A 26,985-nucleotide genomic window follows, 5' to 3' on the forward strand; every position below is an offset into this window, starting at 1 on the left:
CATCCGATCAGCGCAGGGTGCCGATCCAGTTCTCGAGCAGACGGATGCCGGCCTCCCCCGACTTCTCGGGGTGGAACTGCGTCGCCGAGAGCGGGCCGTTCTCGACCGCGGCGACGAAGCGGGAGCCGTGCTCGGCCCAGGTCACCTTCGGCGGGCGGTGCGTGACCTCTTCGGTGAGCTCCCAGTTCTGTGCCGCGTAGGAGTGCACGAAGTAGAAGCGCTCGTCTTGGATGCCGTCGAACAGCACCGTGCCGGCGGGAGCCTCGACGGTGTTCCAGCCCATGTGCGGCACCACCTCCGCCTTCAGCAGCTCGACCGTGCCGGGCCATTCGCCGAGGCCCTCGGTGTCGACTCCGCGCTCGATGCCCTCGTCGAAGAGCACCTGCATGCCCACGCAGACGCCCAGCACGGGTCGGCCGCCGGCCAGGCGCCGGCCGATGAGCTCACCGCCGCGCACCGCGTTCAACTGGTTCATGACGGCGTCGAAGGCACCCACGCCGGGAACGAAGAGGCCATCCGCGTCGAGCACGGCCTGGCGCTTCGCGGTGATCTCGACGTCGGCGCCGGCACGCTCCAGGGCCTTCGCGGCCGAGTGGATGTTGCCGCTGCCGTAGTCGAGGACGACGACGCGAGGGCGGTCGGAGGCGCCGGTGCTCACAGCGCGCCCTTGGTGGAGGGGACGCCGCTCACCAGCGGGTCGAGCGCCTTGGCCTGGCGGAACGCACGGGCGAAGGCCTTGAACTCGGCCTCGGCGATGTGGTGCGGATCGCGGCCGCCGAGCACCGTGACGTGCACCGTGAGGCCGGCGTTGAAGGTGATGGCTTCGAAGACGTGACGCACCATCGAGCCGGTGAAGTGCCCGCCGATGAGGTGGAACTCGTAGCCCGCGGGCTCACCGGAGTGCACCAGGTAAGGGCGGCCGGAGATGTCGACCACGGCCTGCACCAGCGCCTCGTCGAGCGGCACGAGGGCGTCGCCGAAGCGCGAGATGCCCGACTTGTCGCCGAGCGCCTGCTTGATGGCCTGGCCGAGCACGATCCCGATGTCTTCGACCGTGTGGTGCACGTCGATCTCGATGTCGCCCTTGGCGCGCACCGTGAGGTCGGTCAGCGAGTGCTTCGCGAAGGCGGTGAGCAGGTGGTCGTAGAACGGCACGCTCGTCTGGATGTCGGAGACGCCGGTGCCGTCGAGGTCGAGGCTCAGCTCAATGGTCGACTCGCTGGTCGAGCGCTCGAGGCGAGCGGTGCGGGGTGCGGTCATGAGGGCAATCCTATCGAGCGGGGGTGAGACGCGGCCGGCGCCCGGGAGCACCGACGGGCGTCTCTCAGGAGCGGACGGGCGTGAGTTCGCGCATCGCGTCGAGGAACGCGGTGGTCTCGGCGCGGGTGCCGGCGCTCACCCGGAGGTGGTTCGGGATGCTGAGGTTGCGGATGATGATGCCGCGATCGATCAGCTGCTGCCACAGCTGCTCGGGGTTCTCGACCCCGCCGAAGAGCACGAAGTTCGCGGCGCTCGGCCACGGCGTGTAGCCGAGCTCGGTGAGACCGGAGACGATGCGGTCGCGCTGCTCCTTGATGTCGTCGACCATGGCCAGCATCTCGGGCGCGTGGGCCAGCGCGGCGACCGCCGCGGCCTGGGTGAGCGCGGAGAGGTGGTACGGAAGACGCACGAGTCGCAGCGCATCCGTGACCGCCGGATCGGCAGCGAGGTAGCCCAGTCGCGCCCCGGCGAAGGCGAAGGCCTTGCTCATCGTGCGCGAGACGATCAGACGCGGCCGGCCCTCGAGCAGGGTGAGCGCGCTGGGCTCGCCGCCGGGCATGAACTCGGCGTAGGCCTCGTCGACCAACACGATCCCGTCGAAGGCGTCGTAGGCCGCACGGACCGTGTCGAGGCCAAGCGCCGTTCCGGTGGGGTTGTTCGGGGCGCAGAAGAACACGATGTCGGGATCGGTGCGCTCGATCCAGGCGACGGCCGTCTCGGGCGAGATGAGGTAATCGGCGTCACGCTCCCCCGCGATCCACTCGGTTCCGGTGGAGGCCGCGATGATGGAGTGCATCGAGTAGGTGGGAGGGAAACCGAGCACCGAACGCCCCGGACCGCCGAAGGCCTGCAGGATGTGCTGCAGCACCTCGTTGGACCCGTTCGCCGCCCAGATGTTGTCGCGGGTGAACCCTTCGCCGAGGTAGGCGGCCAGGGAATCGCGCAGGGCCGTGAACTCGCGGTCGGGGTAGCGGTTGATCGAGAGCAGCTCGCGGGCGACCGACTCGATGATGTCGCGCGCCACGTCTTCGGGAATCGGATGCGTGTTCTCGTTGACGTTCAGTTCCACCGGCAGGTGCAGGTGCGGCGCGCCGTAGGGCTCGAGACCGCGGAGGTCGTCCCGGATGGGCAGATCGTCGAGAGAAGTCACCGCAGAATTCTACCGGGCCGCGTGAGGGCACCGGCCCGGCGCAGACGAAAGCGCCGCCCACCCCGCAGGGTGGACGGCGCTAACGATGGATGCCCGAGCAACGGAGGCGAGGTGCCCTACTCCGCGATGTCGGCCGGGATCGCGATGCGCTGGCCCGGCTGCACCGAGGAGGTGCTGAGCTGGTTGAGGCTGCGGATCTCGGCGATCACATCGCGCGGGTCGGCCTGCGGAGCGAGCGACTCGGCGATGCTCCACAGGCTCTGGCCGGCCTGCACCGTCAGGTAATCGAAATCGGCGGAGCCGGTGGCGCCCGTGGCCACGGCCGAGCCACCCCCGAACAGCGCGATCGACGCGAGCACGGCGACCACCGGCAGCGCCACGACCCCCGCGAGCACCTTGCGACCGCGCGCCGTGATACGAAGGCGGGTCGAGGCCACCGGAGCAGCGAGGCGCTCTGCGGGGGCGGTGCGGGCACGGACGGTGTAGCCGGGGGCGGTGAGGTGCTGTGCTGCGATGCTCATGATTCCTCCTGAGGTATTCGCACCGACGGTCGGCCGGGACCGCCGGTGCGAAGCTATGTTCCGAAGATATATTCGAATTAAAGGTTCGTCAAGTCGAAATCGAACGGGAAATGCGCGACACACTCGAAGACATGTGCGTATTCGAGCAGTTCTCGGATACAGTTTCGATCAACAGGTGAACTCAATCACCAACCACCGACATCGGGTCCCGAGCGGCATCCGGCCGCAGTAATCCGGGGCTCCGGATGTGAGCAGAAAGCAGGTCTCCGTGGCGAACGACTCCGGCCGCACCAGGCGCCGCAAGAGCCTGAGCGACAAGCAGCTCGCGATCCTCGACGTGATCCAGCGCTCGGTCACCTCCCGCGGCTACCCGCCGAGCATGCGCGAGATCGGCGACGCCGTCGGCCTCGCCTCGCTCTCCAGCGTGACCCACCAGCTCAACCAGCTCGAGCTGAGCGGCTACCTGCGCCGCGACCCCAACCGCCCCCGGGCGATGGAAGTGCTGATCGACATCCCGAGCATCGAGGAGGGGGCGGCCTCACCCGACGCCGATTCCGCACCCCCCGTGGGAGACGCCACCCTGGTGCCGCTGGTGGGCCGCATCGCCGCGGGCATCCCGATCACCGCCGAGCAGCAGGTCGACGAGGTGTTCCCACTCCCCCGTCAGCTGGTGGGCAACGGAGACCTCTTCATGCTGAAGGTGGTGGGCGAGTCGATGATCGACGCCGCCATCTGCGACGGCGACTGGGTGGTCATCCGGCAGCAGAACACGGCCGAGAACGGCGACATCGTGGCCGCCATGCTCGACGAGGAGGCCACCGTGAAGGTGTTCCGCCAGCGAGACGGCCACACCTGGCTGCTCCCCCGCAACAGCAACTTCGAGCCCATCCTCGGCGACTACGCCACCGTGCTCGGCAAGGTGGTCGCAGTCCTCCGAGCGGTGTGATCAGCTGCGGACGACGGCGAACGGACTCAGCCGCTCCTCGAACTCCGGGTTGATCAGGGCACGCACCCAGGTGCCGCCCTCCTCGTACTCGGTGGTGAGCACCGTGTTCTTCTCGTGCAGCAGGGTCACCAGGTCGCCGCGGTCGTAGGGCAGCAGCACCTCCACCTCCACGCTCGGCGTGGGGAGGATGGCGTCGATCGCCGCGAGCAGCTCGGGAATTCCCTCGCCCGACCGTGCCGAGACGAAGATCGCCGTCGGCTCGAGTCCGCGCAGCACCAGCCGGTCGTCGTCCGACACCAGGTCGCTCTTGTTGAAGACCACGATCTCGGGGATGCCCCGCGCGCCGGCCTCGCCCATCACGTCGCGCACCGTGGTGATCTGTCCGGCGGGATCCGGATGCGAGGCGTCGACGACGTGCACCACGACATCCGAGTCGGCCACCTCTTCGAGGGTCGAGCGGAAGGCCTCCACCAGCTGGTGCGGCAGGGCCCGCACGAAACCGACGGTGTCGGCGATCGTGTAGGGACGGCCGTCGGCCGTCACGTTCTTGCGCACCGTGGCGTCGAGGGTGGCGAACAGCGAGTTCTCCACCAGCACACCCGCGCTCGTGATGCGGTTCAGCAGCGACGACTTGCCCGCGTTGGTGTACCCGGCGATGGCGACGCTCGGCACGGCGTTGCGCTTGCGGTTGGCCCGCTTCGCATCCCGCGCCGGCTTCATCTCCTTGATCTGCTTGCGCAGCTTCGCCATCCGGGTGTGGATGCGGCGGCGGTCGAGCTCGATCTTCGTCTCACCCGGACCGCGCGACCCCATACCGGCACCCGCGCCACCCACCTGGCCACCGGCCTGGCGGGACATCGAGTCACCCCAGCCGCGGAGCCTCGGCAGCAGGTACTCGAGCTGAGCGAGCTCGACCTGCGCCTTGCCCTCGCGGCTCTTGGCGTGCTGGCTGAAGATGTCGAGGATGACGGCCGTGCGGTCGATCACCTTGACCTTCACCACGTCTTCGAGTGCACGCCGCTGGCTCGGGGCCAGCTCGGTGTCGGCGATCACGGTGTCGGCGCCGAGGCTCTGCACGATCGCGCGCAGCTCCTCCGCCTTGCCCTTGCCGAAGTAGGTGCTGGGGTCGGGAGTCGGCCGCCTCTGCAGCAGCCCGTCGAGCACCACGGCACCGGCCGTCTCGGCGAGGGCCGCGAGCTCCCGCAGGGAGTTCTCGGCGTCGGACAACGAGCCCTGCGAGTAGACGCCGATGATGACGACGTTCTCCAGCCGCAGCTGGCGGTATTCCACCTCGGTGACGTCTTCGAGCTCGGTCGAGAGCCCGGCCACCCGCCGGAGCGACTTGCGGTCTTCACGATCGAACTGATCGCCGTCGTAGCCGGATCCGTCGCGCACCTGGCCCGTGGTCTCGGGTCGCTGCAGCGCTTGCGCCGCACCCTGCTCGAAGAGCGAGTAGCCGCTCGAGCGCTTCTCGGCGCTGGCGAGCACCCGGGCGACGACGTCGTCGCTCGTTCCGCCGCTCCCGGCTCGGGCCTCGGTGCCGCTCGTTCTCTCGGTTACGTTCTCGGCCTCAGGGGTCGTGTGGTCTGACATTGCAGTCAAGACTAGCCTCCTTGTTTGCTAGATTCCCTCTATGGATGGCGAGCATTACTTCTCCGCACAGCCGGCCGGAGAGCTCTCGCTCCGCGAGCTGACGGTCACCCTGGCCGGTCAGCCGCACCACGTGGTGACGGCCTCGGGCATCTTCAGCCCCGAGCGGATCGACACCGGCACGCAGGTGCTGCTCGCGAATGTCCCGACTCCCCCGCCCGGCGGAAATCTGCTCGATCTCGGCTGCGGATGGGGACCGATCTCGCTGACGCTGGCCCTGGAATCACCGCGCGCGACGGTGTGGGCCGTCGATGTCAACGAACGGGCTCTGGATCTGGTTCGGCGGAATGCTCACATGATGGGTCTCGAAAACATCAACGCCTGCCGGCCCGAAGATGTTCCCGAGGGGCTCGAATTCACCACCATCTGGTCGAATCCGCCCATCCGGGTGGGCAAGGGCGTGCTGCATTCGATGCTGCAGCAGTGGCTGCCCCGCCTGGAACCCGGATCGGACGCGTGGCTCGTCGTGCAGAAGAACCTCGGCTCCGACTCGCTGCAGCGGTGGATGGAGGGCGGGTTCCCGGCCCTGTCGGTGACGCGGGCCAGCACGAACAAGGGCTACCGCATCCTCAGGGTGCGGAACCGCGCCTAGCCGGGCGCGCTTCGCCGACCGGCACTAGCCGAGCGCCAGGTCGCCCTCGTAGACGAGCTCGGCAGGGCCCGAGAGCGAGACGTGCTCGCCGTCTTCGGTGGGGAACATCCGCACACCCACCGTGCCGCCGGGCACCGCGACGCTCCAGCTGTTCGGCGCGCCCGCACCCGCCCAGTAGCGGGTGGCGAGGGCGGCCGCGACGGCGCCCGTGCCGCAGGACAGCGTCTCGCCGCTGCCGCGCTCGTGCACGCGCATCCGGATGTGGCCGACGCCGTCGCGCACCAGCGGCTCGGCCGGCACCACGAACTCGACGTTCGCACCGGCTTCGGGCTGCGGCTCGATGTGCGGGATGAAGCTCAGGTCGGCCTCGTCGAGCTCCTCGTCGTCGGCGAGGGCGACCACGACGTGCGGGTTGCCCACGTTGATGCCGAGGCCGGGACGGGCCACCTGCAGGTTCTTGGCCCGCACGAGGGGCTCGCCGCCGTCGAGTCGCCAGCGGCCGAGGTCGACCTGGAAGCCGAGCTTGTTCAGCTGCACGTCACGCACACCCGCGCGGGTGCCGATGACCAGGGTCTCACCGGGCTCGAGCGTGACGAGGCCGTTCTCGATCAGGTAGCGGGCGTAGACCCGGATGCCGTTTCCGCACATCTCGGAGACCGAGCCGTCGGCGTTGTGGTAGTCCATGAACCACTCGGCGGCAGGGTCTTCGGCCAGAGCCGCCGCGCCCGCGTCGAGGTTCGCCGAGCGGACCGCGCGGATGACGCCGTCGGCGCCGACCCCGAAGTGACGGTCGCAGATCGCGGCGATCTGGGTGGGGCTGAGCGCGATCTCGCCCTCCGGATCGGTGAAGAGCACGAAGTCGTTGCCCGTGCCGTGACCCTTGGTGAAGTGCAGATCCGCCGCCATGCCCCAAGTCTAGGGGCGCTCACCGAGGCCTGCGGCGCGCCGTGGCCGCCTTCCGACTGGCTGGAGCTACACGCCGGGAGCGGACTGAGGCTCCATCCGATCCACCCCGGGAGGACGGACTCCATCCGTTCGGATCGGGGGTCAGGAGAGGGACCGGGCGAGGTCTGCTGCGGTGCGGTGGAGGGTTTCGGGAGCGGCGGCGTCGAGGTCGTGGGCCTCGGGGTAGCGCTTGAACCAGCTGACCTGGCGGCGGGCGTAGCGACGGGTGAGCGCCTGGGCCTCGGCGACCGCCTCGGGCTCGGGGCTGGTGCCGTCGAGCTGGGCGAGCGCCTGGGCATAGCCGATGGCGCGCACGGCGGTGGTTCCGTCGCGGAGGCCGTGCGCGAGCAGGGATTCGACCTCGGCGACGAGACCGGATGCCCACATCCGCTCGACCCGTGCGTCCAGGCGCGGAACCAGCTGCTCGCGGTCGAGACGGAGGTGCAGGATCGCGGCGGGCTTCCAGAACACGGGCGCGTCGGGCAGCGTGCCCGAGACCGGGGCCCCGGTGAGCTCGACCACCTCGAGGGCGCGCACGATCCGCCGGCCGTTGTGAGGGCCGATGGATGCCGCGGAGGCGGGGTCGATCTCGGCGAGCCGGCGGTGCAGCATCCCGGGGCCGGTCTGCTCGAGCTCCCGTTCCAGGCGCGCCCGCACCGCGTCGTCGCGGCCGGGGAAACGGAAGTCGAAGAGCACCGACGACACGTACAGGCCCGATCCGCCGACCAGGATGGGGACGGCGCCGCGCTGCAGGATGCCCTCGATCGCTGCCCGGGCATCGCGCTGGTAGGCGGCCACCGAGGCTTCGTCGGTGACCCGCAGCACATCGAGCAGGTGGTGCGGGACGCCACGGCGTTCGGGCTCGCTGAGCTTCGCGGTCCCGATGTCCATACCCCGGTACAGTTGCATGGCATCGGCGTTCACGACCTCGGCGGTTCGGCCCTCCCTGGCCAGCTGCTCGGCCAAGTCGAGCGACAGATCGGACTTGCCCGTTCCGGTGGCGCCGACGACCGCGACGATCTGCGGCGCGTTCATCGGCCGCTACCCGCGGAGGTCGTCGGTGGGGCTGTAGATCGGCACGGTGAGGCCGTGCGCGACGCCGCGGGTCTCCGCGGCCGCGCTCGTGGCAGCGGGTACCGGCACCGGCGGACCGACCCGGAGCGAGGGCAGACCGAGCGACACCCGCCCGGGCACAGCGGATGCACCGGCCGCCCCCACCGGCGCCGGCACGCCGCAGGAGTCGGCCTGAGCGCGATCCCAGGCATCGCCGGCGCGCGTGCGGCGCACCTCGAGCGGCGCGCCATCGGTGTCGGCGATCAGGTGGAAGGGAGCAGCCTGGCTGATGGTGACCGAGACCACATCACCCGGACGCGGACGCTCCGTGCCCTCGGGAAGCTCGAAGTGCACGAGGCGGGAGTCTTCGGCGCGGCCGCTGAGCCGGCGCGTCTCGGTGTCTTTGCGGCCCTCGCCGTTGGCGACCAGCAGCTCGACGCGGCGGCCGATCAGCTTCTGGTTCTCCTCCCAGGAGATGCGGTCTTGCAGAGCAGCCAGGCGTTCGTAACGCTCCTGCACGACCGCGCGCGGAACCTGATCGGGCAGCGTGGCGGCCGGGGTGCCCGGACGGATGGAGTACTGGAACGTGAACGCCGAGGCGAAACGCGCCTCCTCGACCACTCGGAGCGTCTCGAGGAAGTCCTCCTCGGTCTCACCGGGGAAACCCACGATGATGTCGGTCGTGATGGCGGCGTTCGGGATCTTCGCACGCACCCGCTCGAGGATCCCGAGGAACTTCGCCGACCGGTACGAGCGCTTCATGGCACGCAGGATGCGATCGGAGCCGGACTGCAGCGGCATGTGCAGCTGCGGCATCACGGCGGGCGTCTCGGCCATCGCGTCGATCACGTCGTCGGTGAAGGCGGCCGGGTGGGGGCTGGTGAAGCGGATGCGCTCCAGCCCCCGGATCTGCCCGGCGGCACGCAGCAGCTTGCCGAAGGCGAGGCGGTCGCCGAACTCGACACCGTAGGAGTTCACGTTCTGGCCGAGAAGGGTGACCTCGATGGCGCCGTCGTCGACCAGCGACTGGATTTCGCTCAGAACCTCGCCCGGGCGGCGGTCCTTCTCCTTGCCGCGCAGCGACGGGACGATGCAGAACGTACAGGTGTTGTTGCAGCCGACGGAGATCGAGACCCAGCCGCTGTAGCTCGAATCGCGCTTGGTCGGCAACGTGGAGGGGAAGGTCTCGAGCGATTCGAGGATCTCGATCTGTGCCGCGTCGTTGTGCCGCGCACGCTCGAGCAGGCTGGGCAGCGACCCCATGTTGTGGGTGCCGAACACCACGTCGACCCAGGGCGCCTTGTCGAGGATGACGTTTTTGTCTTTCTGGGCGAGGCACCCGCCGACGGCGATCTGCATGCCCTCGTGCCGGCGCTTCACCGAAGCCAGATGCCCGAGGTTGCCGTAGAGCTTGTTGTCGGCGTTCTCGCGCACGGCGCAGGTGTTGATGACCACGACGTCGGCTTCGACGCCTTCGGCCTTGACATAGCCGGCCGCCTCGAGCGAGCCGCTCAGCCGCTCGGAGTCGTGCACGTTCATCTGGCAGCCGAACGTGCGCACCTCGTAGGTGCGCGCACGGCCCGCGGCGTCGAGCGACGCCGTCGACGGCTCGATGATCGTGGGGGCTTCGCTGACTGTGCTCATGGTGCCCCTAGTCTACGAACCCGCCGACCCCTCGGCGGAACCGTGGTTCAGAGGAACAATGGGTCGACGGAACCAGGGGTCAGCGGAACCGCGGCCCCTTGGACGACTTGCGTGTGGCCATGGCGCGCTGTGTGACGTCACGCACCAGCCCCGAATTGAAGCCGCGACGGGCGAGGAACGCCTGCAGCCGCCGTTCGGTGGTGGTGTCGTCGTAGGAGGAGAGCTGACCGACCCTCTTCATCGCAGCGTCGAGGGCGAGCGTGAACTCTTGGTCGTCGCCGAGTTGATCGAGCGCGTCTTCGATGATCGAGACCGGGAGCTTGCGCGCGATCAACTCGCGGAAGACGACCTGACGGCTCTTGTGCTGACGCCCGCTCAGGCGCTCGACCAGAGACTCCGCCAGGGCGACGTCGTCGAGGTAACCGAGCTCCCTGTACCGGGAGACGAGTACGACCGCCTCCGCGTCGGATGCCCCTTGCGCCATCAGCAACGCGTGCGTCTCGTCGGCCGACAACTGGCGGCGCCCCAGCGCCCGCACGACCGTGTCGCTGACGCGCTCGAGACGCTCTTCATCCGAGACCTCGTCGACCATCGTCTGCTCGTCGTCGTCGAAGTCCTCGTCGGAGGAACCTGCGGCGAACCGCGACGAGGGGTGAGCCTCGATGCCGCGGGGCGCGGAGCGACGCCCCCGCCGCACGGCATCGAGACTCACGATGTCGTTCATGCGGGGCTACGCACCCTTTCGTGCGGCGAGCTTGGTCTCGATCGAGTCGACCTTGCCGGCACCCGCAGCGGCGGTCGCCGCGGCCAGAGCCGCCGCACCGACCTCGCCGATACCGAGCTTGGCGAGGATCTTGTTCTCGATCTCGAGCGCGATGTCGGGGTTCTCGGTGAGGAAGCGACGCGAGTTCTCTTTGCCCTGGCCCAGCTGATCGCCCTCGTAGGTGTACCAGGCGCCCGACTTACGCACGATCTCGTGCTCGACACCGAAGTCGATCAGGCTGCCCTCGCGGGAGATGCCGATGCCGTACAGGATGTCGAATTCGGCCTGCTTGAAGGGCGGCGCCATCTTGTTCTTGACGACCTTGACGCGCGTGCGGTTACCGACGGCGTCGGTGCCCTCTTTCAGCGTCTCGATACGGCGGATGTCGAGCCGCACCGAGGCGTAGAACTTCAGCGCCTTACCACCGGCGGTGGTCTCGGGGCTGCCGAAGAAGACACCGATCTTCTCGCGCAGCTGGTTGATGAAGATCATCGTGGTGTTGGTCTGGCTGAGACCACCGGTGAGCTTGCGGAGGGCCTGCGACATCAGGCGGGCCTGCAGACCGACGTGCGAGTCGCCCATCTCGCCCTCGATCTCGGCGCGGGGCACGAGCGCGGCGACCGAGTCGATGACGATCAGATCGATGGACCCCGACCGCACGAGCATGTCGGCGATCTCGAGCGCCTGCTCACCGGTGTCGGGCTGGGACACCAGGAGGGAGTCGATGTCGACACCCAGCTTCTTGGCGTACTCCGGGTCGAGCGCGTGCTCGGCGTCGATGAAGGCGGCGATGCCGCCCGCTCGCTGCGCGTTCGCGATGGCGTGCAGCGTGAGCGTGGTCTTACCCGAGGACTCCGGACCGTAGATCTCCACGATGCGGCCGCGGGGAAGCCCTCCGATGCCCAGCGCGACATCCAGAGCGATGGAGCCCGTGGGAACGACCTCGACGGGAGCCCGCTCGTCGCTTCCGAGGCGCATCACCGAGCCCTTGCCGAACTGGCGGTCGATCTGCGCGAGGGCGGTCTCGAGGGACTTCTCGCGGCTGGCGTCTGACGGCATGTCATTCTCCTTCTGGTGTGCGCCTTTCGGCGGCGTCGGTGTGCCCACAGGCTGTCGTGTGCGTTCGAATCGTCTGAACGGCAACGACAGGGCGTTTACAAGATGTCTCGAACAAGCACCACGCTAGGGACAGCCACCGACACTGGGTCGATCGGAGCCTCATCTGTGGAGAACTGGAACGATTCTCTCGATGTGCAGAACTCTACCCGCGACCGAAGATATGTTCGACTCAATCGCGGCGTGTCGCATCCGATGTTCGAATGCCGCCGGGCCGCCGCCGTGAGGTTCCCCGGCATGACGAAAGCCCCCGACCGGAGTCGGGGGCTTTGCACGTCTTCAGCTGCGGGGCTGGGCCGGGAGGCCTGCTCCGTGCCGGCGTTCGGGCGGCACATCCGCCGCCCGGCAGACCGCGAGCCACACCTCTCGCGGGGAGATCCCTGCCTTCAGCGCCTGCTGTGGGGTGCGATCACTGAGATCCACCAGCACCAGGTCGTTCGTGACGACCTGACCGTAGGCCAGACCGAACTCGTCGGTTATGGCCTGACGGAATTCACTGAGTCTCAATTAGCGGGCGACGAGATCGACGTCGAAGTCGGCGACGAACTCATCGGGCACCGTGTCGGGGATCGGGTCGATGCCCTCGACGATCGCGAGCCGGTCTCCGACCTCGCGCATGATGACCGAGATGGGCGTGTCGAGCGCCTCGGCGACCGAGGCGAGGATCTCGCTGGACGCCTCCTTCTGGCCCCGTTCGACCTCACTCAGGTAGCCGAGCGCGACGCTGGCTTTACTTGCCACTTGACGAAGGGTGCGCCCCTTCTGCAGGCGGAAGTCCCGAAGCACGTCGCCGATTTCCTGACGAACTAGAATCATTGGACCCTCCTTGCGTTCCCGTCACGGTCTTTCGAGTGGCACTCGAACCGGTGTTGCCAAGTGGTTCGTAGCAGAAACTCTAAAGGACTGGGACTGGACATATCTTGTGAATGACGTCAGATGTAACGAGATCGAAACGCGTGCCATTCCCGGTGACCGGGCCTAGAGGGATTCTCGCAGGAATGCCAGTGCACGCCGCGTGACCTCGGCTCGCACGGCGTTCCGGTCGCCGTCCAGGTGCAGCTCCAGGCTGCGCACGTCCCCGCCGATCGCGAGCCCCACGTAGGCCGTTCCCGGCGGATGCCCGTCTTGCGGATCCGGGCCCGCGACACCGGTGGTGGCCACCCCGATCTCAGTCGCGTACCCGCCGACCGCCAGCGCCGTGCGTACGCCGACCGCCATCTGCATCGCGACATCCGGATGCACCGGCCCGTGCGCGGCGAGAACCTCGGCATCCACACCCAGCACGGTGTGCTTCACGGCCGTGTCGTAGGCCACCACTCCCCCGCGCAGCACGGCGGACGCCCCCGGGATCTCGACCAGTGCGGCCGTGAGCAGGCCACCGGTGAGCGACTCGGCGATCGCGATCGAGGAGTGCCGCGCGGTCAGCGTCGCGATGATCGCGGCGGCATCCGTCGTCATTTCGAGGCTGCCGGCGTGCGGTTCAGGCGCCAGGCCTGCACGAGGTAGTCGATCCCCGTGACGACCGTGAGGATGAGGGCGAGCGCCATGAAGACGGTGTTCACCCAGTTCACCCAGTCGCCGAACAGCTCGGGGAAGGGCAGCAGGGCGAGCGAGATGGCGATCGACTGCACGAGCGTCTTGAGCTTGCCGCCGCGTGAGGCCGGGATGACCCGGTCGCTCAGCTGCACGAAGCGCCACACGGTGATGCCGACCTCGCGCAGCAGGATGAGGCCGGTGACCCACCACGGCAGCTCGCCGAGGATGGAGAGGCCGACCAGTGCCGCCCCGGTGAGCACCTTGTCGGCGATCGGGTCGAGCAGCTTCCCGAGATCGGTGACGAGGTTGCGGCTGCGCGCGATGTGCCCGTCGATGCCGTCGGTGGCGATGGCCAGGATGAACAGGATGGCGGCCGCCCACCGCAACCATCCGTCGTCGCCGCCGTCGACCAGCAGCATGACGAAGAACACCGGGGCGAGCAGGATGCGCACCACCGTGATGGCGTTCGGGAGGTTCCAGTTGCTCGGCTTGGACACCGCGCCATCGCCGTGGTCGGTGCTCGTCACGTGCTACTCCCTGCCGGTCAGACCCCAGGCGTCGTCGTCGGACTCGCCCTCCACCTCAGGGTACTGGTCGAGATCGGCCGACGGGAACGGGTTCTCCCCCGGTGCCGGCTTGGGGATGGACGCGAAGGTGTAGGTCGAGGGCCCGGCGTCGTCGGGGAACGGGTTCCCCTCGGGCGCGGCGGCGTAGGAGGCGGCGCTGTGCGAGGCCTGAGGAGCCACCGGTCCCGCAGTCGACCTCGGCGCAGCAGCGGGCGCCGAGCCGCCGCCGGTCTCGCCGCGCAGCATGGCCAGCACCTCGGGCAGCTGCTCGGCCGTCACCAGCACGTCACGGGCCTTGGACCCCTCGGAGGGGCCGACGATCTCGCGCGACTCCAGCAGGTCCATCAGGCGGCCGGCCTTGGCGAAGCCGACCTTGAGCTTGCGCTGCAGCATCGAGGTCGATCCGAACTGCGTGTTGACCACGAGCTCGGCTGCCTGCAGCAGCACCTCGAGGTCGTCGCCGATGTCCGAGTCGATGTTCTTCTTCTCGGCCGTGACCGCCACGTCGTCGCGATACTCCGGACGGGCCTGCCGGGTGACGTGCTCGACCACCTTGGCGATCTCGCTCTCGGGCACCCAGGCCCCCTGCACGCGGATCGACTTCGAGGAGCCCATCGGCAGGAACAGGGCGTCGCCCTGACCGATCAGCTTGTCGGCGCCGGGCTGGTCGAGGATGACGCGGGAGTCGGTGACGCTGGTCACCGCGAAGGCGAGACGCGAAGGCACGTTGGCCTTGATGAGGCCGGTCACCACGTCGACCGAGGGGCGCTGGGTGGCGAGCACGAGGTGGATTCCGGATGCCCGCGCGAGCTGCGTGATCCGCACGATCGAGTCTTCGACGTCGCGCGGGGCCACCATCATCAGGTCGGCGAGCTCGTCGACGACCACGAGCAGGTACGGGTAGGGCTTCAGGACACGCTGCGAGGCCGGCGGCAGCTGGATCTCGTCGTTGATCACGGCGCGGTTGAAGTCGTCGATGTGGCGGAAGCCGAAGCTCTCCAGGTCGTCGTACCGCATGTCCATCTCCTTCACGACCCAGGAGAGGGCTTCGGCCGCCTTCTTCGGGTTCGTGATGATGGGCGTGATCAGGTGCGGCACGCCCTGGTAGGCGGTGAGCTCGACGCGCTTCGGGTCGATCAGCACCATCCGCACCTCGCTGGGCTTGGCGCGCATGAGCACGCTCGTCACCATCGAGTTGATGAAGCTGGACTTTCCGGAACCGGTGGAACCGGCCACCAGGAGGTGGGGCATCTTGGCGAGGTTGGCGAGCACGAACTTGCCCTCGACGTCTTTGCCCACGCCGATGGTCATCGGGTGCGGGTCGTTCATCGCCTTCTGCGACCGCAGCACGTCGCCGAGCGAGACCGTCTCGCGATCCGTGTTGGGGATCTCGATGCCGATGGCGCTGCGGCCCGGAATCGGCGACAGGATGCGCACCTCGTTCGAGGCGACCGCATAGGCGAGGTTCTTCGACAGCGCGGTGACGCGCTCGACCTTCACCCCCGGGCCGAGCTCGATCTCGTAGCGCGTGACGGTGGGGCCGCGGGAGAAGCCGGTGACCGTGGCGTCGACCGAGAACTGGGTGAGCACATCCGTGATGGCGCGCACGACCTCGTCGTTGACCGCCGAGCGGGCCTTCGAGGGCTCCCCGACGCCGAGGTTGGTGACCGAGGGCAGACGGTAGTTGGCGGGGTCGGATGCCGGCGCCGGCGGGGCCATGCCCTCGATCGGGCCGGTGGCGGTGGGGTCGGGCAGGGGGGTCGCGAAGGCGGGGAGCGCTTCGGTGCCCTCGTCGTCGAGCAGGCCGGTGGCCTGGAGCTTGCCCGGGAAGACCTCGCCGGTGATGCGTTTGATCGCCTCTTCTGCGGCCTCCATGTCGTGGAGGAGGCCGTTGCCGAAGCTCTCGGTGGTCTCGATGTCGGCCGCGCTCTGGAACGGGACGACCTCTTCGGCCGGGGGCGTGCGGTCTTCGATCCGGGGTGCGATGAGAGGCGTGTCGAACGCGGGGTCGACCTCGCGCTGGCTCTTGTTGCGGCGCCACCACGGGAGCGCGCCGCTGTCGTCGCCGTCTTCGTCGTCGTCGGACGAACGGTCGGCGTCGAAGTCGAGCATGTCGTCGACGGCCTTGTCGGAGGAGTTGCCCTTGCCCTTCTCGGCCTTGACCTTGGGCTCCTCCTCGGCCGGCGCGGGGGCGCCGAACAGGTAGGCGTAGAGCTCGTGCATCCGCCGGCCGATCTTGTTCGGCGGCGTCTTGGTGATGATGAACAGCGACAGCGCCACGAACACCACCATCACGATCGTGGCGCCGATCGGGGTGATCAGGGCCACCAGCGGGGCCGCCACGATCCAGCCCAGGATGCCGCCGGCCACCGCCAGCTTGTCCATCCCGGCGGACGGGTCGGGCGTCGATCCGAAGATGTGGCAGAGACCGGAGACGGAGACCAGGAAGACGGAGAGGCCGATCCCGATGCGCCCGTTGTCGTGCACGGAGTTCGGATGCCGGAACAGCCAGAGCGCGAGCAGCAGCAGGATGACCGGAAGAGCGTAGGAGACGCGGCCGAACAGGCCGCCGAACGTCCACGCGTTGATCGCGATGGCCACCGCGTTCGAGGCGAGGAACCACTCGGTGACGGCACCCGCGACCGCGAGCAGGAAGAACAGGAACGGCAGTCCGTCGCGCCGCTCCTCTTTGGCCAGCTTCTCCGGCCCGAAAGCCCGAGCAGCCCCGCCCACCACATGGGCCAGCCCCAGCCACGCGGTCACCAGAGGATTCGGCGTGTCGCTCTCGACGACCGCCGGATACTTCACCGTCTTCTGAGCGGCGGTACCTCGCGGGGTCGCAGGCTTGCGGGCGCTCGACGCCCCTCCGCGTGGGGTGGAAGCCGCCTTGGCGCGGGGCGTAGATCTACTGCTGGTGGCCATGCGCTCACGCTACCCGCCACCTCCGACTTCCCCTGGCCACGCCAAAGGGTGTCCGAGAATCCGCCCGGGTAAATGCATCGCGACCCGTCGATTCCGGCCCGAAAACGCGTGTTACAGGGCCAGAATCGACGGGTCGCGAGGAGGGGTCACGCTTCGATGACCACCGGGACGATCATGGGGCGGCGGCGGAACGTGGTGTTCACCCAGCGGCCGGTGGTGCGGCGCACGACCTGCTGCAGGGCGTACGACTCGCGCACGCCGTTGCCGGCGGCCTCCGCCAGGGCGGCGCTGATCTTCGGCTTGAGGGCGTCGAAGACCTTGCCGTCTTCGGCGAAGCCCTTGGCGTGGATCTCGGGGCCCGAGACGATGCGGCCGGTCTGCGCCTCCACCACGACGATGATCGAGATGAAGCCCTCTTCGCCGAGGATGCGGCGGTCTTTCAGGTCGGCATCCGTGATCTCGCCCACCGAGGAACCGTCGACGTACACGAAGCCGAGGTCGTACTGCCCCACGACCTTCGCCACGCCGGCCTTCAGGTCGATGACGGTGCCGTCTTCGGCGATGATCGTGTTCTGCTCGGGCACTCCGCTCGCGATGGCGAGCTTCTGGTTGGCGACCAGATGGCGGTATTCGCCGTGCACCGGGAGCACGTTCTTCGGCTTCAGGATGTTGTAGCAGTAGAGCAGCTCGCCGGCGGCCGCGTGACCGGAGACGTGCACCTTCGCGTTGGCCTTGTGCACCACGTTGGCGCCGAGCTTGGTGAGCCCGTTGATGATGCGGTAGACCGCGTTCTCGTTGCCGGGGATGAGGCTGGACGCCAGGATGACGGTGTCGCCCGGGCCCACCTCGATCTGGTGCTCGAGGTTCACCATGCGGGACAGCACGGCCATCGGCTCGCCCTGCGACCCGGTGGACATGTAGACGATCTTGTCGTCGGGGATGTCGCCGGCCTTCTTGAAGTCGACCAGCACGCCCTCGGGCACCTTGAGGTAGCCGAGCTCGGCGGCGATGGTCATGTTGCGCACCATCGATCGGCCGAGCAGGGCGACCCGGCGGCCGTTCGCGTGGGCGGCATCCAGAACCTGCTGCACGCGGTGCACGTGGCTGGAGAAGCTCGCGACGACCACGCGGCGGGGAGCGCGGGCGATGACCGACTCGAGCACCGGGCCGATCTCGCGCTCGGTGGGCGTGAAGCCCGGCACGTCGGCGTTCGTGGAGTCGACCAGGAACAGGTCGACACCCGCCTCGCCGAGCCGCGCGAAGGCGCGCAGGTCGGTGAGCCGGTCGTCCAAGGGCAGCTGGTCCATCTTGAAGTCGCCCGTGTGCAGCACCACGCCGGCGGGCGTCTTGATGGCCACGGCCAGCGCATCCGGAATCGAGTGGTTCACGGCCACGAACTCGCACTCGAAGGGGCCGAGGTTCTCGGTCTGCCCCTCGGTCACGTCGAAGGTGTACGGCTTGATGCGGTGCTCTTTGAGCTTCGCCTCCACCAGCGCCAGCGTGAGGGCCGAGCCGATCAGCGGGATGTCGTTGCGCAGGCGCAGCAGATAGGGCACCGCGCCGATGTGGTCTTCGTGGCCGTGCGTCAGCACGATGCCGACGATGTCGGAGAGCCGGTCGCGCACGACGCTGAAGTCGGGCAGGATCAGGTCGACACCGGGCTGGTGCTCTTCCGGGAACAGCACGCCGCAGTCGACGATGAGCAGCTTGCCCTCGTATTCGAACACGGTCATGTTGCGGCCGATCTCACCCAGGCCGCCGACCGGGGTGATTCGGAGTGTGCCGGCCTCCAGGGCGGGCGGATTCGCTATCGGGCTCTGCATGGGCCCTCCTCATTCATCGTGCAGGTGCGCGGCTTCGTGCTCGCGCTGTGGCTTGGTGCCCCGGATGCCCCGCTCGCGCCGGACGAGACCCTCAGCGGGTCGTCCCCGCGATCTGGGGAAGGGCGCCGCCCGCGGCCGCGTTGCGGTCGGGGCGGAAGTTCTTGAAGTCGAGACCCGGGATGTCGCGCACGAGGTCGATCTCGCTCTCGATCTGCGCGGCCTCCCACTCTTCCGGTCCGACCAGGGGCAGGCGCACGCGAGGGCTCCCGATGCGGCCGAGGCCGTGCAGGATGTACTTCGCGGCCACCGTGCCGGGGACGTGGGTCATGACCGCCCGCACCAGCGGCTCGAGCGACTTGTGGGCGGCCGTCGCGGTGGCGAGGTCGCCGGCGTTCACGGCGTCGACGATCACGCGGTAGGGCGCCGGGGCGATGTTGGCGGTGACGCCGATCAGGCCCGAGGCGCCGATCGCCATGTGCGGCAGCACGTTCGCGTCGTCGCCCGAGAAGTAGAGCAGGTCGGTCTGGTTGATCACCCGGCTGACCTCGCTGAAGTCGCCCTTGGCGTCTTTCACGGCGAGGATGTTCGGGTGCTTGGCCAGCCGCAGCATCGTCTCGTACTTGATCGGCACGCCGGTGCGGCCGGGGATGTCGTAGAGGATGACGGGCAGGTCGGTCGCATCCGCGATCATCCGGAAGTGCGTCAGGATGCCGGCCTGGGTGGGCTTGTTGTAGTACGGGGTGACGACGAGGTTGCCGTCGGCGCCGGCCTTCTCGCTCTGCCGGGCGAGCTGCATGGCGTGCGCGGTCTCGTTCGAACCGCCGCCGGTGATGATCTTCGCGCGACCGGACGACACGGCCTTGCCCACCTCGACCAGGCGCAGCTTCTCGGCGTCGGTGAGGGTGGAGGTCTCCCCCGTGGTGCCGGTCACGACAATGCCGTCGGCACCGCCGGTGATCAGTTCGTCGATGAGCTTTTCGACCCCGGGCCAGTCGACTTCGCCGTCGGCGGTGAACGGGGTGACCATGGCGACCAGGACCTGGCCGAACGGGTTCGTAGCGGTAGACACGATTACAGGGTATCGGGTTCGGGTGAACAGGTTCCGCCCGCTCCCGCCACGACGCTCAGAACCCGAGCCGCCCGAGCAGCTTCGGGTCGCGCTGCCAGTCCTTCGCCACCTTCACCCGGATGTTCAGGTAGACCTGCTGGCCGAGCAGCGGCTCGATCTGGGCCCGCGCCCGGGCGCCCACCTCGCCGAGCCGCGATCCCTTCGGCCCGATGATGATGCCCTTCTGGCTGTCGCGCTCCACGAACAGGTTGGCGTGGATCTCCACCAGCTCCCGGTCTTCGCGCTGATTCATCTCGTCGATCGTGACCGCGATCGAGTGCGGCAGCTCGTCGCGCACACCCTCCAGCGCCGCCTCGCGGATGAGCTCGGAGATGCGCGACTCGAGGCCCTCGTCGGTGTACTGGTCTTCGGGGTAGAGCTTCTCGGAGCGCGGCAGCATCCGGATGAGCTCGCTCACCAGAACGTCGAGCTGGATGGCGCTGGTGGCCGACACCGGGATGACGGTCTCCCAGTCGCGGAGCTCGGAGACGGCGAGCAGCTGCTCCCCCACCTGCTGCTTCGAGGCGGAGTCGATCTTCGTGACGATCGCGATCTTCTTCGCGCCCGGGAACTGATCGAGCTGGTCGTTGATGTAGCGGTCGCCCGGGCCGAGCTTCTCGTCGGCGGGCAGGCAGAAGCCGATCACGTCGACGTCGCCCAGGGTGGACTGCACGAGCGAGTTGAGCCGCTCGCCGAGCAGCGTGCGCGGGCGGTGCATCCCCGGGGTGTCGACCACGATGACCTGGCCGGCCGGGTCGTGAACGATGCCCCGGATGGTCTGCCGCGTGGTCTGCGGCTTGGAGCTCGTGATGGCCACCTTCTCGCCCACCAGGGCGTTGGTGAGCGTGGACTTGCCCACGTTGGGGCGCCCGACGAAGGTCACGAAGCCCGCCCGGAAGTCGTCGGGATCGACGGCGGTGGCGCCGGGATCGACGGTGTCGTGCTCGCTCATGCGTGCTCCTTGGTGCTGCTGGTCGTGGTGAGGACGGGGCCGGTCGACGTCTTCAGGGAGTCGGCCGGGGCATCCGGATCGCGGCGCACGATCACGGTGATGATGCGCTTGCGCCGCCCGTCGGTGCGGTCGGCGGTGAGGATCAGCCCCGAGGTGCGTGCCTCGGACCCGGGTTCGGGCAGCCGGCCGAGCGACTTCGAGAGCAGGCCGCCGACCGAGTCGACGTCGTCGTCGTCGAGCTCGAGATCGAACAGCTCGCCCAGCTCGTCGACCGGCAGACGGGCGCTGACGCGGAAGGCGCCGTCGGGCAGCTCCTCCACCTCCACGACGTCGCGGTCGTACTCGTCGGAGATGTCGCCGACCAGCTCTTCGATCAGGTCTTCGAGCGTGACCAGCCCGGCGATGCCGCCGTACTCGTCGACCACCATCGCGAGATGGTTCGACTCGAGCTGCATCTGCCGCAGCGTGTCGTCGACCTTCTTCGACTCGGGGATGAACAGCGGCTCGCGCGCCAGCTCGCCGACGGGCATGGTGTCGAGCACCGTGGGCCGCTCGTAGCTGAGCCGGGCCGCATCGCGCAGATAGAGCACGCCGGAGATCTCGTCGACGTTCTCGCCCTTCACCACCGGGATGCGCGAGACGCCCTTACTGAGGAACAGGCCAAGACCGTGCCCCACCGTCTCGTCGTCGCCGATCGTGACCATGTCGGTGCGCGGGATCATCACCTCGCGCACGACGGTGTCGTTGAACTCGATGATGGAGTGGATGAGCTCGCGGTCGTCTTCTTCGAGCACGTCGAGCTCGGTGGCCTCGTCGACCATGCTGAGCAGCTGCTCCTCGGAGGAGAAGGTGCCCGAGCGCGGGCGCCCGGGCGTGACCCGGTTGCCGATGGCCACCAGCGCCGTGGCGATCGGGCCGAGCACCACGCGCACCGCGTGCACCGGCAGCGCGCCGAGGCGCACGACCGTCTTGGCGTGCACCCGTCCGACGCTGCGCGGGCTCGAGCCGACGAGCACGAACGACACCGCGGTCATCACCACGGCCGACAGCACGAGTGCCAGCCAGAGCTGGTCGATGGTGAAGGCGAACGAGATGGTGACCAGCACCGCGGCCGTGGTCTCGAACACGACGCGCGCGAAGTTCACGGCGTTCAGGTGGGCCCCGGGGTCGGCGGCGATCGCGCGGAGGGAGCGCTTGGCCCGGTAGCGCTCGGCGAGCTCCTGCATGTCGGATCGCGACAGCGAGAGGATCGCCGAGTCGACGGCCGCGAACAGGCCGCCGAACGCCACGAGCACGATGGCCACGAGCAGGAACAGGATGATGGTCATTACCGGCGGCGGCGCTCGCTCATCGCGAATCCGACCAGGATGTCGCGCTGGATGCCGAACATCTCGCGCTCCTCCTCGGGCTCGGCGTGGTCGAAGCCCAGCAGGTGCAGGATGCCGTGCGTGGTGAGCAGCAGAAGCTCTTCGAGGGTGGAGTGGTTCGCCGCTTCGGCCTGCGTCTCGGCCACCTGCGGGCAGAGCACCACGTCGCCGAGCAGGCCCGCCGGGGTGGGCGCATCTTCGGTGCCGGGGCGCAGCTCGTCCATCGGGAAGCTCAGCACATCCGTGGGGCCGGGCTCGTCCATCCACTGCACGTGCAGCTGCTCCATGGCCGCCTCGTCGACCAGCACGATCGCGAGCTCGGCATCCGGATGCACGTGCATCTGATCGAGCGCGTAGCTCGCCAGGCGCAGCAGAGCGGTCTCGTCGACCGGGATCTGCGACTCGTTGTTGACTTCGATTGACACGCTGGTCCCTATCGTTTTCTCGCGGTGTAGCGGCGGTCGCGGTCGTTCTGGTACCCGGATCCGGACGAACCCGAGCCGTTCCCCGACTCACGCCGGGCCATCTGCACCTGGTCGTACTTCGTGTAGGCGTCGACGATCAGGCCCACCAGGGTGTGCCGCACCACGTCGGCGCTGGTGAGCGTGGCGAAGTGGATGTCGTCGAGGTGATCCAGGATGCGCGTCACGACCTGCAGGCCGCTGGTGCCGGTGGGCAGGTCGACCTGGGTGATGTCGCCCGTGACGACCATCTTCGATCCGAAGCCCAGGCGGGTGAGGAACATCTTCATCTGCTCGGGCGTGGTGTTCTGCGCCTCGTCGAGCACGATGAAGGAGTTGTTCAGCGTGCGACCGCGCATGTAGGCCAGCGGAGCCACCTCGATGGTGCCGGCTGCCAGCAGCTTGGGCACGATCTCCGGGTCCATCATCTCGTTCAGCGCGTCGTAGAGCGGCCGTAGGTAGGGGTCGATCTTGTCGGTGAGCGTGCCGGGCAGGTAGCCCAGGCGCTCGCCGGCCTCCACCGCGGGGCGGGTGAGGATGATGCGCTCGACCTCTTTGCGCTGCAGTGCCTGAACGGCCTTCGCCATGGCGAGGTACGTCTTGCCGGTACCGGCGGGGCCGATGCCGAACACGATCGTGTTCTCGTCGATCGCGTCGACGTAGCTCTTCTGGCCCATCGTCTTGGGGCGCACGCTCTTGCCGCGCGCGGTGACGATCGACTGGCTCAGCAGTTCGGCCGGGCTCGAGCCGCGATCCTTCTCGAGGATGCGCGCCGAGGAGTTCACCTCGGTGGGCGTGAGATCGTGCCCCTGCCGCACCATCTGCAGCAGTTCTTCGACCAGTCGGCGGGCAGCCTCGACCTGCTCGGCATCGCCGGCGATCGTGATGTCGTTGCCGCGCACCAAGACGCTGACCAACGGGAACTGCCGCTCGACGGTGGTGAGCAGCCGGTCTTGCGGACCGAGCAGGCGCACCATCTCGATGCCGTCGATGTGCAGGCGGGCCTCAGCAGTGGGGCCCTGGGGTGGGGTGGTGGGAGTTGCGTCAGCCCTTTCCAAGGGTTCCTTCCTTCAGTCCTCCACCGAGCACGTGGGCGTGCACGTGGAAGACGGTCTGCCCGGCGTTCTCGCCGGTGTTGAAGATCAAACGGAAGTCGCCGTCGGTCAATTCCGCGGCGAGGGAATTCGCGACCTCGACGAGCTCGGCGAGGAGCCCCGGGTCGCCCGCGGCCAGTTCGACCACGTTGCGGTACTGCTCGGTCTTCGGCACGACGAGCACGTGCACCGGCGCCTGCGGCGCGATGTCGGGGAACGCGATGACGTTCTCGGTCTCGGCGAGGATCGTGGCCGGGATCTCCCGGGCGATGATGCGGCTGAAGATCGAGGGCGAGTCGGTTTCGGTGGACATGAGGTCCATCCTACTTTCGATGGCTCACCACCGGCCGAGAGCCGCATTGATCACCGCGAGCGCCGCCGGGCCCGCCGTGGAGGTGCGCAGCACTTCGTCGCCCAGCTTCACCGGGCGGGCGCCGGCCTCGGCGAGCGCCTCGAGCTCGCGGGGCGAGACGCCGCCCTCGGGGCCGACGACCAGCAGGATCGGCGTCTCGTCCGATCCGACGGGTTCGAGCACGACCTGGGTGAGGCGCTCGGTGGCGGTCGGCTCGAGCACGAGCATCCGGTTCTCCCCCGCGAGCCGCTTCAGGGCGGCCAGGTCGGCGAGCGCCCCCACCGAGGGGACGAACGGGCGGATCGACTGCTTGGCCGCCTCGCGCACGATGCTCGCCCAGCGGTCGAGCCCCTTCTCGACCTTGGGCCCGCTCCAGCGCGAGATCGAGCGCTCGGCCTGCCAGGGCACGACCGCCGAGACGCCGAGTTCGGTGGCCGCCTGGATCGCCAACTCGTCGCGGTCGCCCTTGGCGAGCGCCTGCACCAGCACGAGCGGGGGCGTGGGCTCCGGATGCCGCACGGCGGTCTCGACCGCGACATCCAGTTCCCTCGGCTCCACCCGCGTCACCACGCCCGAGACCACGAGGCCCCGGCCGTCGGAGATCGCCGTGTGCTCGCCGACCCGCATCCGGTTGACCGTCGCCGCGTGGCGCGCCTCGTCGCCCGAGAGCACGACGACGTCGCCCACCTCGTGCGGCACCGAGGCCAGGTCTTCGTGCAGGAACAGCGAACTCATCGACCGTTCTTCCCGATCAGACGTTCAGGAAGCGGTCGCGCAGCTTGGCGAACAGCCCCTGCTGGAACTGCCCGAGGCTCGGCGCCGGATACTTGTGCGCGTTCGCCAGCTGCTTCATCAGCTCGCGCTGCTTGTGGTCGAGCTTGGTGGGTGTGACCACCTGCACCCCCACCCGCAGGTCGCCACGGCCGTTGCCGCGCAGATGCGAGACGCCGCGGCCCTTGACCGTGAGCACCTCGGCGCTCTGGGTGCCGGGCTTGATCTCGATCTCGATGTCGCCGTCCAGCGCCTGGATGGTGGTGGTGGTGCCGAGCACCGCATCCCACATCTGCACCTCGAGGGTGCAGAGCAGGTCGTCTTCGTTGCGCGAGAAGATGTCGTGGTGCTTCACCTTCATCTCGAGGTACACGTCGCCCTGGGGGCCGCCGGCGGGGCCGACCTCGCCCTGACCGGGCATCTGCAGGCGCAGACCGGTCTCGACGCCGGCCGGGATGTCGACGGGGATCGTGCGGCGGGCGCGCACGCGGCCCTGGCCCTGGCAGGTGGAGCACGGGTTCGGGATGACCGTGCCGTAACCGCGGCAGGTGCCGCAGGGCGCACTGGTGACCACGTTGCCGAGCAGCGAGCGGACGGTGCGCTGGATGGAGCCGGAGCCGCGGCAGATGTCGCAGGTGACCGGTGAGGTGCCGGGCTGGCAGCACGAGCCGTTGCAGGTCTCGCAGAGCACGGCCGTGTCGACCTCGAGGTCGCGGTGGGTGCCGAAGATGACCTCGCCGAGGTCGACCTCCACGCGCAGCAGAGCGTCCTGGCCCCGCTCGGCGCGGGACTTCGGGCCGCGCGATCCGCCGGCCTGGCCTCCGAAGAAGGTCTCGAAGATGTCGCCGAAGCCGCCGAAGCCCTGGCCTCCCGCGCCGCCGAAGCCCTGCTGCGGTCCGCGGTCGTAGTCGCGGCGCTGCCCGGGGTCGCTCAGCACGTCGTAGGCGTGGGTGACCTGCTTGAACTTCTCCTGCGCATCCGGGCTCGGATTGACGTCGGGGTGCAGTTCGCGGGCCAGGCGCCGGTACGCCTTCTTGATCTCTTCGGGTGTCGATTCGCGCGAGACGCCGAGCACGTCGTAATGGTCAGCCACCGGGGGCTACTCCTTCGTTGGGTGTGGTTCGCAGTCGTCGATCGGCGGGGGCGCCGATCAGGGCGGTCGGTTCGGCCTGTCCGATCAGGGCGGGCCGATCAGGCCGGGCCGCCGGGTTCGCCGAGGGTGCGGGAGAGGTAGCGCGCCACCGCGCGCACCGCCGAGATGTTGCTCGAGTAGTCCATCCGGGTGGGGCCGAGCACCCCGAGGCGCGACACCGCAGTGCCCACGCCGCTGTAGCCGGAGGCGAGGATCGAGGTCTCGCCGAGGCCGAACGATTCGTTCTCGCGGCCGATCGAGACGGTGATGCCGCGCTGGTCGGCCTCCATCTCGCTGAACAGGCGCAACAGCACCACCTGCTCCTCGACCGCCTCCAGCACCGGCAGGATGCTGCCGTGGAAGTCGTCTTCGGTGCGCACCAGGTTCGCGGCCCCGGCGATCAGCAGCTTCTCCTGCCGGTTGGCCGAGACCTGCTCGCGCACGGTCTGCGCCACGGCGGCGGCGTTCGCCGCCTGCCCGGGTGAGCAGCGCACCGCGATCCCGTCGAGCGCGATGACGGCCTCGGTGAGCCCGAGCCCGCCGATCGCCTCGTTGAAGCGGGTGCGCAGCTCGGCCACCGCGAGGTCGTCGAGGTCGTTCGGCACGTCGACGATCCGCTGGTCGACATGGCCTCCGTCGGTGATGATCACGGTCATCAGTTTGCGGGGTGCCAACGACACCAGCTCGAGATGCCGGATGCGCGCGAGCGAGCGCACCGGGTACTGCACGAGCGCCACCTGATGGGTGAGCTGGGAGAGCAGGCGCACGGTGCGCGCGAGCACGTCGTCGACGTCGACCGAGGAGTCGAGGAAGGTCTCGATCGCGTGCCGCTGCGCGCTGGTGAGCGGGCGCAGGTCGGAGAGGTGGTCGACGAAGAGGCGGTAGCCCTTGTCGGTGGGCACCCGGCCGCTTGAGGTGTGCGGAGCGGTGATCAGCTCCTCTTCCTCCAACAGCGCCATGTCGTTGCGGATCGTGGCGGCCGAGACACCGAAGGAGTGCCGCTCGGCGATGCTCTTCGAGCCCACCGGCTCGCGGGAGGCCACGTAGTCCTGCACGATCACGCGGAGCACTTCGAGACTGCGTTCGGAGACCATCTGAACACCATCCTCTCTCCGCCGCCGGGAGCCGGATCGCCGGCCCGTCGCCGGCGCCTGGCACTCGCGCCGCCGGAGTGCCAATTATATCCCGCATCCGCCCGGCACGCCCGCGCGGAGGACGTTCCGGGTCGTGGTGCGCTTGATGAGCCATGTTCGACTTGCGG

The 26,985-nt window shown here is 68.8% G+C and carries 27 protein-coding genes; 2 read left to right on the forward strand and 25 right to left on the reverse strand.

What is annotated here, in order from left to right:
• Positions 1-7: 7 nt before the first annotated feature.
• From hisH to ACN4JJ_RS09060, 4 genes are all read right to left on the reverse strand, one after another.
• Positions 8-658 (reverse strand): imidazole glycerol phosphate synthase subunit HisH, encoded by a 651-nt coding sequence (gene hisH, locus ACN4JJ_RS09045; protein WP_440709591.1) that lies wholly within the window; start codon positions 656-658, stop codon positions 8-10.
• A complete protein-coding gene (gene hisB, locus ACN4JJ_RS09050) occupies positions 655-1,260 on the reverse strand; it encodes an imidazoleglycerol-phosphate dehydratase HisB (RefSeq protein ID WP_291053508.1) in 606 nt (201 codons plus the stop codon). The genes hisH and hisB overlap by 4 nt, the downstream gene beginning before the upstream one ends.
• A gap of 64 nt (positions 1,261-1,324) precedes the next feature.
• Positions 1,325-2,410: a histidinol-phosphate transaminase gene (locus ACN4JJ_RS09055; protein ID WP_440709592.1), complete on the reverse strand. Its 1,086-nt coding sequence runs from the start codon at positions 2,408-2,410 to the stop codon at positions 1,325-1,327.
• A 116-nt stretch (positions 2,411-2,526) separates the two neighbouring features.
• A complete protein-coding gene (locus ACN4JJ_RS09060) occupies positions 2,527-2,931 on the reverse strand; it encodes a LysM peptidoglycan-binding domain-containing protein (protein ID WP_440709593.1) in 405 nt (134 codons plus the stop codon).
• Positions 2,932-3,178: 247 nt separating this feature from the next.
• Between ACN4JJ_RS09060 and lexA the strand changes: the two genes are divergently transcribed.
• The gene (gene lexA, locus ACN4JJ_RS09065) at positions 3,179-3,877 is read left to right on the forward strand and encodes a transcriptional repressor LexA (RefSeq protein ID WP_440709594.1); all 699 of its coding nucleotides are present in this window, start codon (positions 3,179-3,181) and stop codon (positions 3,875-3,877) included.
• On the opposite strand, the gene hflX is transcribed toward lexA, so the two are convergent.
• Positions 3,878-5,470, reverse strand: coding sequence for a GTPase HflX (gene hflX / locus ACN4JJ_RS09070; RefSeq protein ID WP_440709595.1), 1,593 nt, complete (start codon positions 5,468-5,470; stop codon positions 3,878-3,880).
• Positions 5,471-5,510: 40 nt separating this feature from the next.
• Between hflX and ACN4JJ_RS09075 the strand changes: the two genes are divergently transcribed.
• Complete coding sequence (locus ACN4JJ_RS09075) at positions 5,511-6,119, forward strand: class I SAM-dependent methyltransferase (RefSeq protein WP_440709596.1); 609 nt, start codon at positions 5,511-5,513, stop codon at positions 6,117-6,119.
• A 24-nt stretch (positions 6,120-6,143) separates the two neighbouring features.
• Here the strand turns inward: ACN4JJ_RS09075 and dapF are convergent, their stop codons facing one another.
• The 20 genes from dapF to hrcA form a co-directional block, all read right to left on the reverse strand.
• Positions 6,144-7,025 (reverse strand): diaminopimelate epimerase, encoded by an 882-nt coding sequence (dapF, locus tag ACN4JJ_RS09080; protein ID WP_440709597.1) that lies wholly within the window; start codon positions 7,023-7,025, stop codon positions 6,144-6,146.
• A gap of 141 nt (positions 7,026-7,166) precedes the next feature.
• A complete protein-coding gene (gene miaA, locus ACN4JJ_RS09085) occupies positions 7,167-8,099 on the reverse strand; it encodes a tRNA (adenosine(37)-N6)-dimethylallyltransferase MiaA (RefSeq protein ID WP_440709598.1) in 933 nt (310 codons plus the stop codon).
• Positions 8,100-8,105: 6 nt separating this feature from the next.
• A complete protein-coding gene (gene miaB, locus ACN4JJ_RS09090) occupies positions 8,106-9,761 on the reverse strand; it encodes a tRNA (N6-isopentenyl adenosine(37)-C2)-methylthiotransferase MiaB (RefSeq protein ID WP_440709599.1) in 1,656 nt (551 codons plus the stop codon).
• A 79-nt stretch (positions 9,762-9,840) separates the two neighbouring features.
• Positions 9,841-10,485: a regulatory protein RecX gene (locus ACN4JJ_RS09095; RefSeq protein ID WP_440709600.1), complete on the reverse strand. Its 645-nt coding sequence runs from the start codon at positions 10,483-10,485 to the stop codon at positions 9,841-9,843.
• A gap of 6 nt (positions 10,486-10,491) precedes the next feature.
• Positions 10,492-11,583, reverse strand: a complete 1,092-nt coding sequence (gene recA, locus ACN4JJ_RS09100; RefSeq protein ID WP_440709601.1) for a recombinase RecA — start codon at positions 11,581-11,583, stop codon at positions 10,492-10,494.
• A 336-nt stretch (positions 11,584-11,919) separates the two neighbouring features.
• Positions 11,920-12,147: a DUF3046 domain-containing protein gene (locus ACN4JJ_RS09105; protein WP_440709602.1), complete on the reverse strand. Its 228-nt coding sequence runs from the start codon at positions 12,145-12,147 to the stop codon at positions 11,920-11,922.
• Complete coding sequence (locus ACN4JJ_RS09110) at positions 12,148-12,456, reverse strand: helix-turn-helix domain-containing protein (protein WP_290803134.1); 309 nt, start codon at positions 12,454-12,456, stop codon at positions 12,148-12,150.
• A 162-nt stretch (positions 12,457-12,618) separates the two neighbouring features.
• A complete protein-coding gene (locus ACN4JJ_RS09115) occupies positions 12,619-13,098 on the reverse strand; it encodes a CinA family protein (protein WP_440709603.1) in 480 nt (159 codons plus the stop codon).
• Complete coding sequence (gene pgsA / locus ACN4JJ_RS09120) at positions 13,095-13,703, reverse strand: CDP-diacylglycerol--glycerol-3-phosphate 3-phosphatidyltransferase (protein ID WP_440709604.1); 609 nt, start codon at positions 13,701-13,703, stop codon at positions 13,095-13,097. The genes ACN4JJ_RS09115 and pgsA overlap by 4 nt, the downstream gene beginning before the upstream one ends.
• A gap of 3 nt (positions 13,704-13,706) precedes the next feature.
• On the reverse strand, positions 13,707-16,664 hold the full coding sequence (locus ACN4JJ_RS09125; protein WP_440709605.1) for an FtsK/SpoIIIE family DNA translocase: 2,958 nt from the start codon (positions 16,662-16,664) through the stop codon (positions 13,707-13,709).
• A 146-nt stretch (positions 16,665-16,810) separates the two neighbouring features.
• Positions 16,811-18,487, reverse strand: coding sequence for a ribonuclease J (locus ACN4JJ_RS09130; protein ID WP_440709606.1), 1,677 nt, complete (start codon positions 18,485-18,487; stop codon positions 16,811-16,813).
• A 91-nt stretch (positions 18,488-18,578) separates the two neighbouring features.
• Entirely contained in the window at positions 18,579-19,556 is a 978-nt protein-coding gene (gene dapA / locus ACN4JJ_RS09135; RefSeq protein WP_291053549.1) for a 4-hydroxy-tetrahydrodipicolinate synthase, read from the reverse strand.
• 55 nt (positions 19,557-19,611) lie between these two features.
• Entirely contained in the window at positions 19,612-20,547 is a 936-nt protein-coding gene (gene era, locus ACN4JJ_RS09140) for a GTPase Era (protein WP_440709607.1), read from the reverse strand.
• Positions 20,544-21,875 carry a hemolysin family protein gene (locus ACN4JJ_RS09145; RefSeq protein ID WP_440709608.1) on the reverse strand — a complete coding sequence of 444 codons (1,332 nt, stop codon included), beginning with the start codon at positions 21,873-21,875 and terminating at the stop codon, positions 20,544-20,546. The genes era and ACN4JJ_RS09145 overlap by 4 nt, the downstream gene beginning before the upstream one ends.
• The gene (gene ybeY / locus ACN4JJ_RS09150) at positions 21,875-22,339 is read right to left on the reverse strand and encodes an rRNA maturation RNase YbeY (protein WP_440709609.1); all 465 of its coding nucleotides are present in this window, start codon (positions 22,337-22,339) and stop codon (positions 21,875-21,877) included. The genes ACN4JJ_RS09145 and ybeY overlap by 1 nt, the downstream gene beginning before the upstream one ends.
• An 8-nt stretch (positions 22,340-22,347) precedes the next feature.
• Complete coding sequence (locus tag ACN4JJ_RS09155) at positions 22,348-23,352, reverse strand: PhoH family protein (protein ID WP_440710288.1); 1,005 nt, start codon at positions 23,350-23,352, stop codon at positions 22,348-22,350.
• Positions 23,353-23,419: 67 nt separating this feature from the next.
• Positions 23,420-23,782: a histidine triad nucleotide-binding protein gene (locus ACN4JJ_RS09160; RefSeq protein WP_291053562.1), complete on the reverse strand. Its 363-nt coding sequence runs from the start codon at positions 23,780-23,782 to the stop codon at positions 23,420-23,422.
• Between the two features lie 24 nt (positions 23,783-23,806).
• Positions 23,807-24,556, reverse strand: coding sequence for a 16S rRNA (uracil(1498)-N(3))-methyltransferase (locus ACN4JJ_RS09165; RefSeq protein ID WP_440709610.1), 750 nt, complete (start codon positions 24,554-24,556; stop codon positions 23,807-23,809).
• 16 nt (positions 24,557-24,572) lie between these two features.
• Positions 24,573-25,685 (reverse strand): molecular chaperone DnaJ, encoded by a 1,113-nt coding sequence (gene dnaJ, locus ACN4JJ_RS09170; RefSeq protein ID WP_440709611.1) that lies wholly within the window; start codon positions 25,683-25,685, stop codon positions 24,573-24,575.
• Positions 25,686-25,783: 98 nt separating this feature from the next.
• The gene (gene hrcA, locus ACN4JJ_RS09175) at positions 25,784-26,818 is read right to left on the reverse strand and encodes a heat-inducible transcriptional repressor HrcA (RefSeq protein ID WP_440709612.1); all 1,035 of its coding nucleotides are present in this window, start codon (positions 26,816-26,818) and stop codon (positions 25,784-25,786) included.
• Between the last annotated feature and the right edge of the window lie 167 nt (positions 26,819-26,985).

This window comes from Herbiconiux dendrobii, from assembly GCF_052048175.1.
Lineage (GTDB): Bacteria > Actinomycetota > Actinomycetes > Actinomycetales > Microbacteriaceae > Herbiconiux.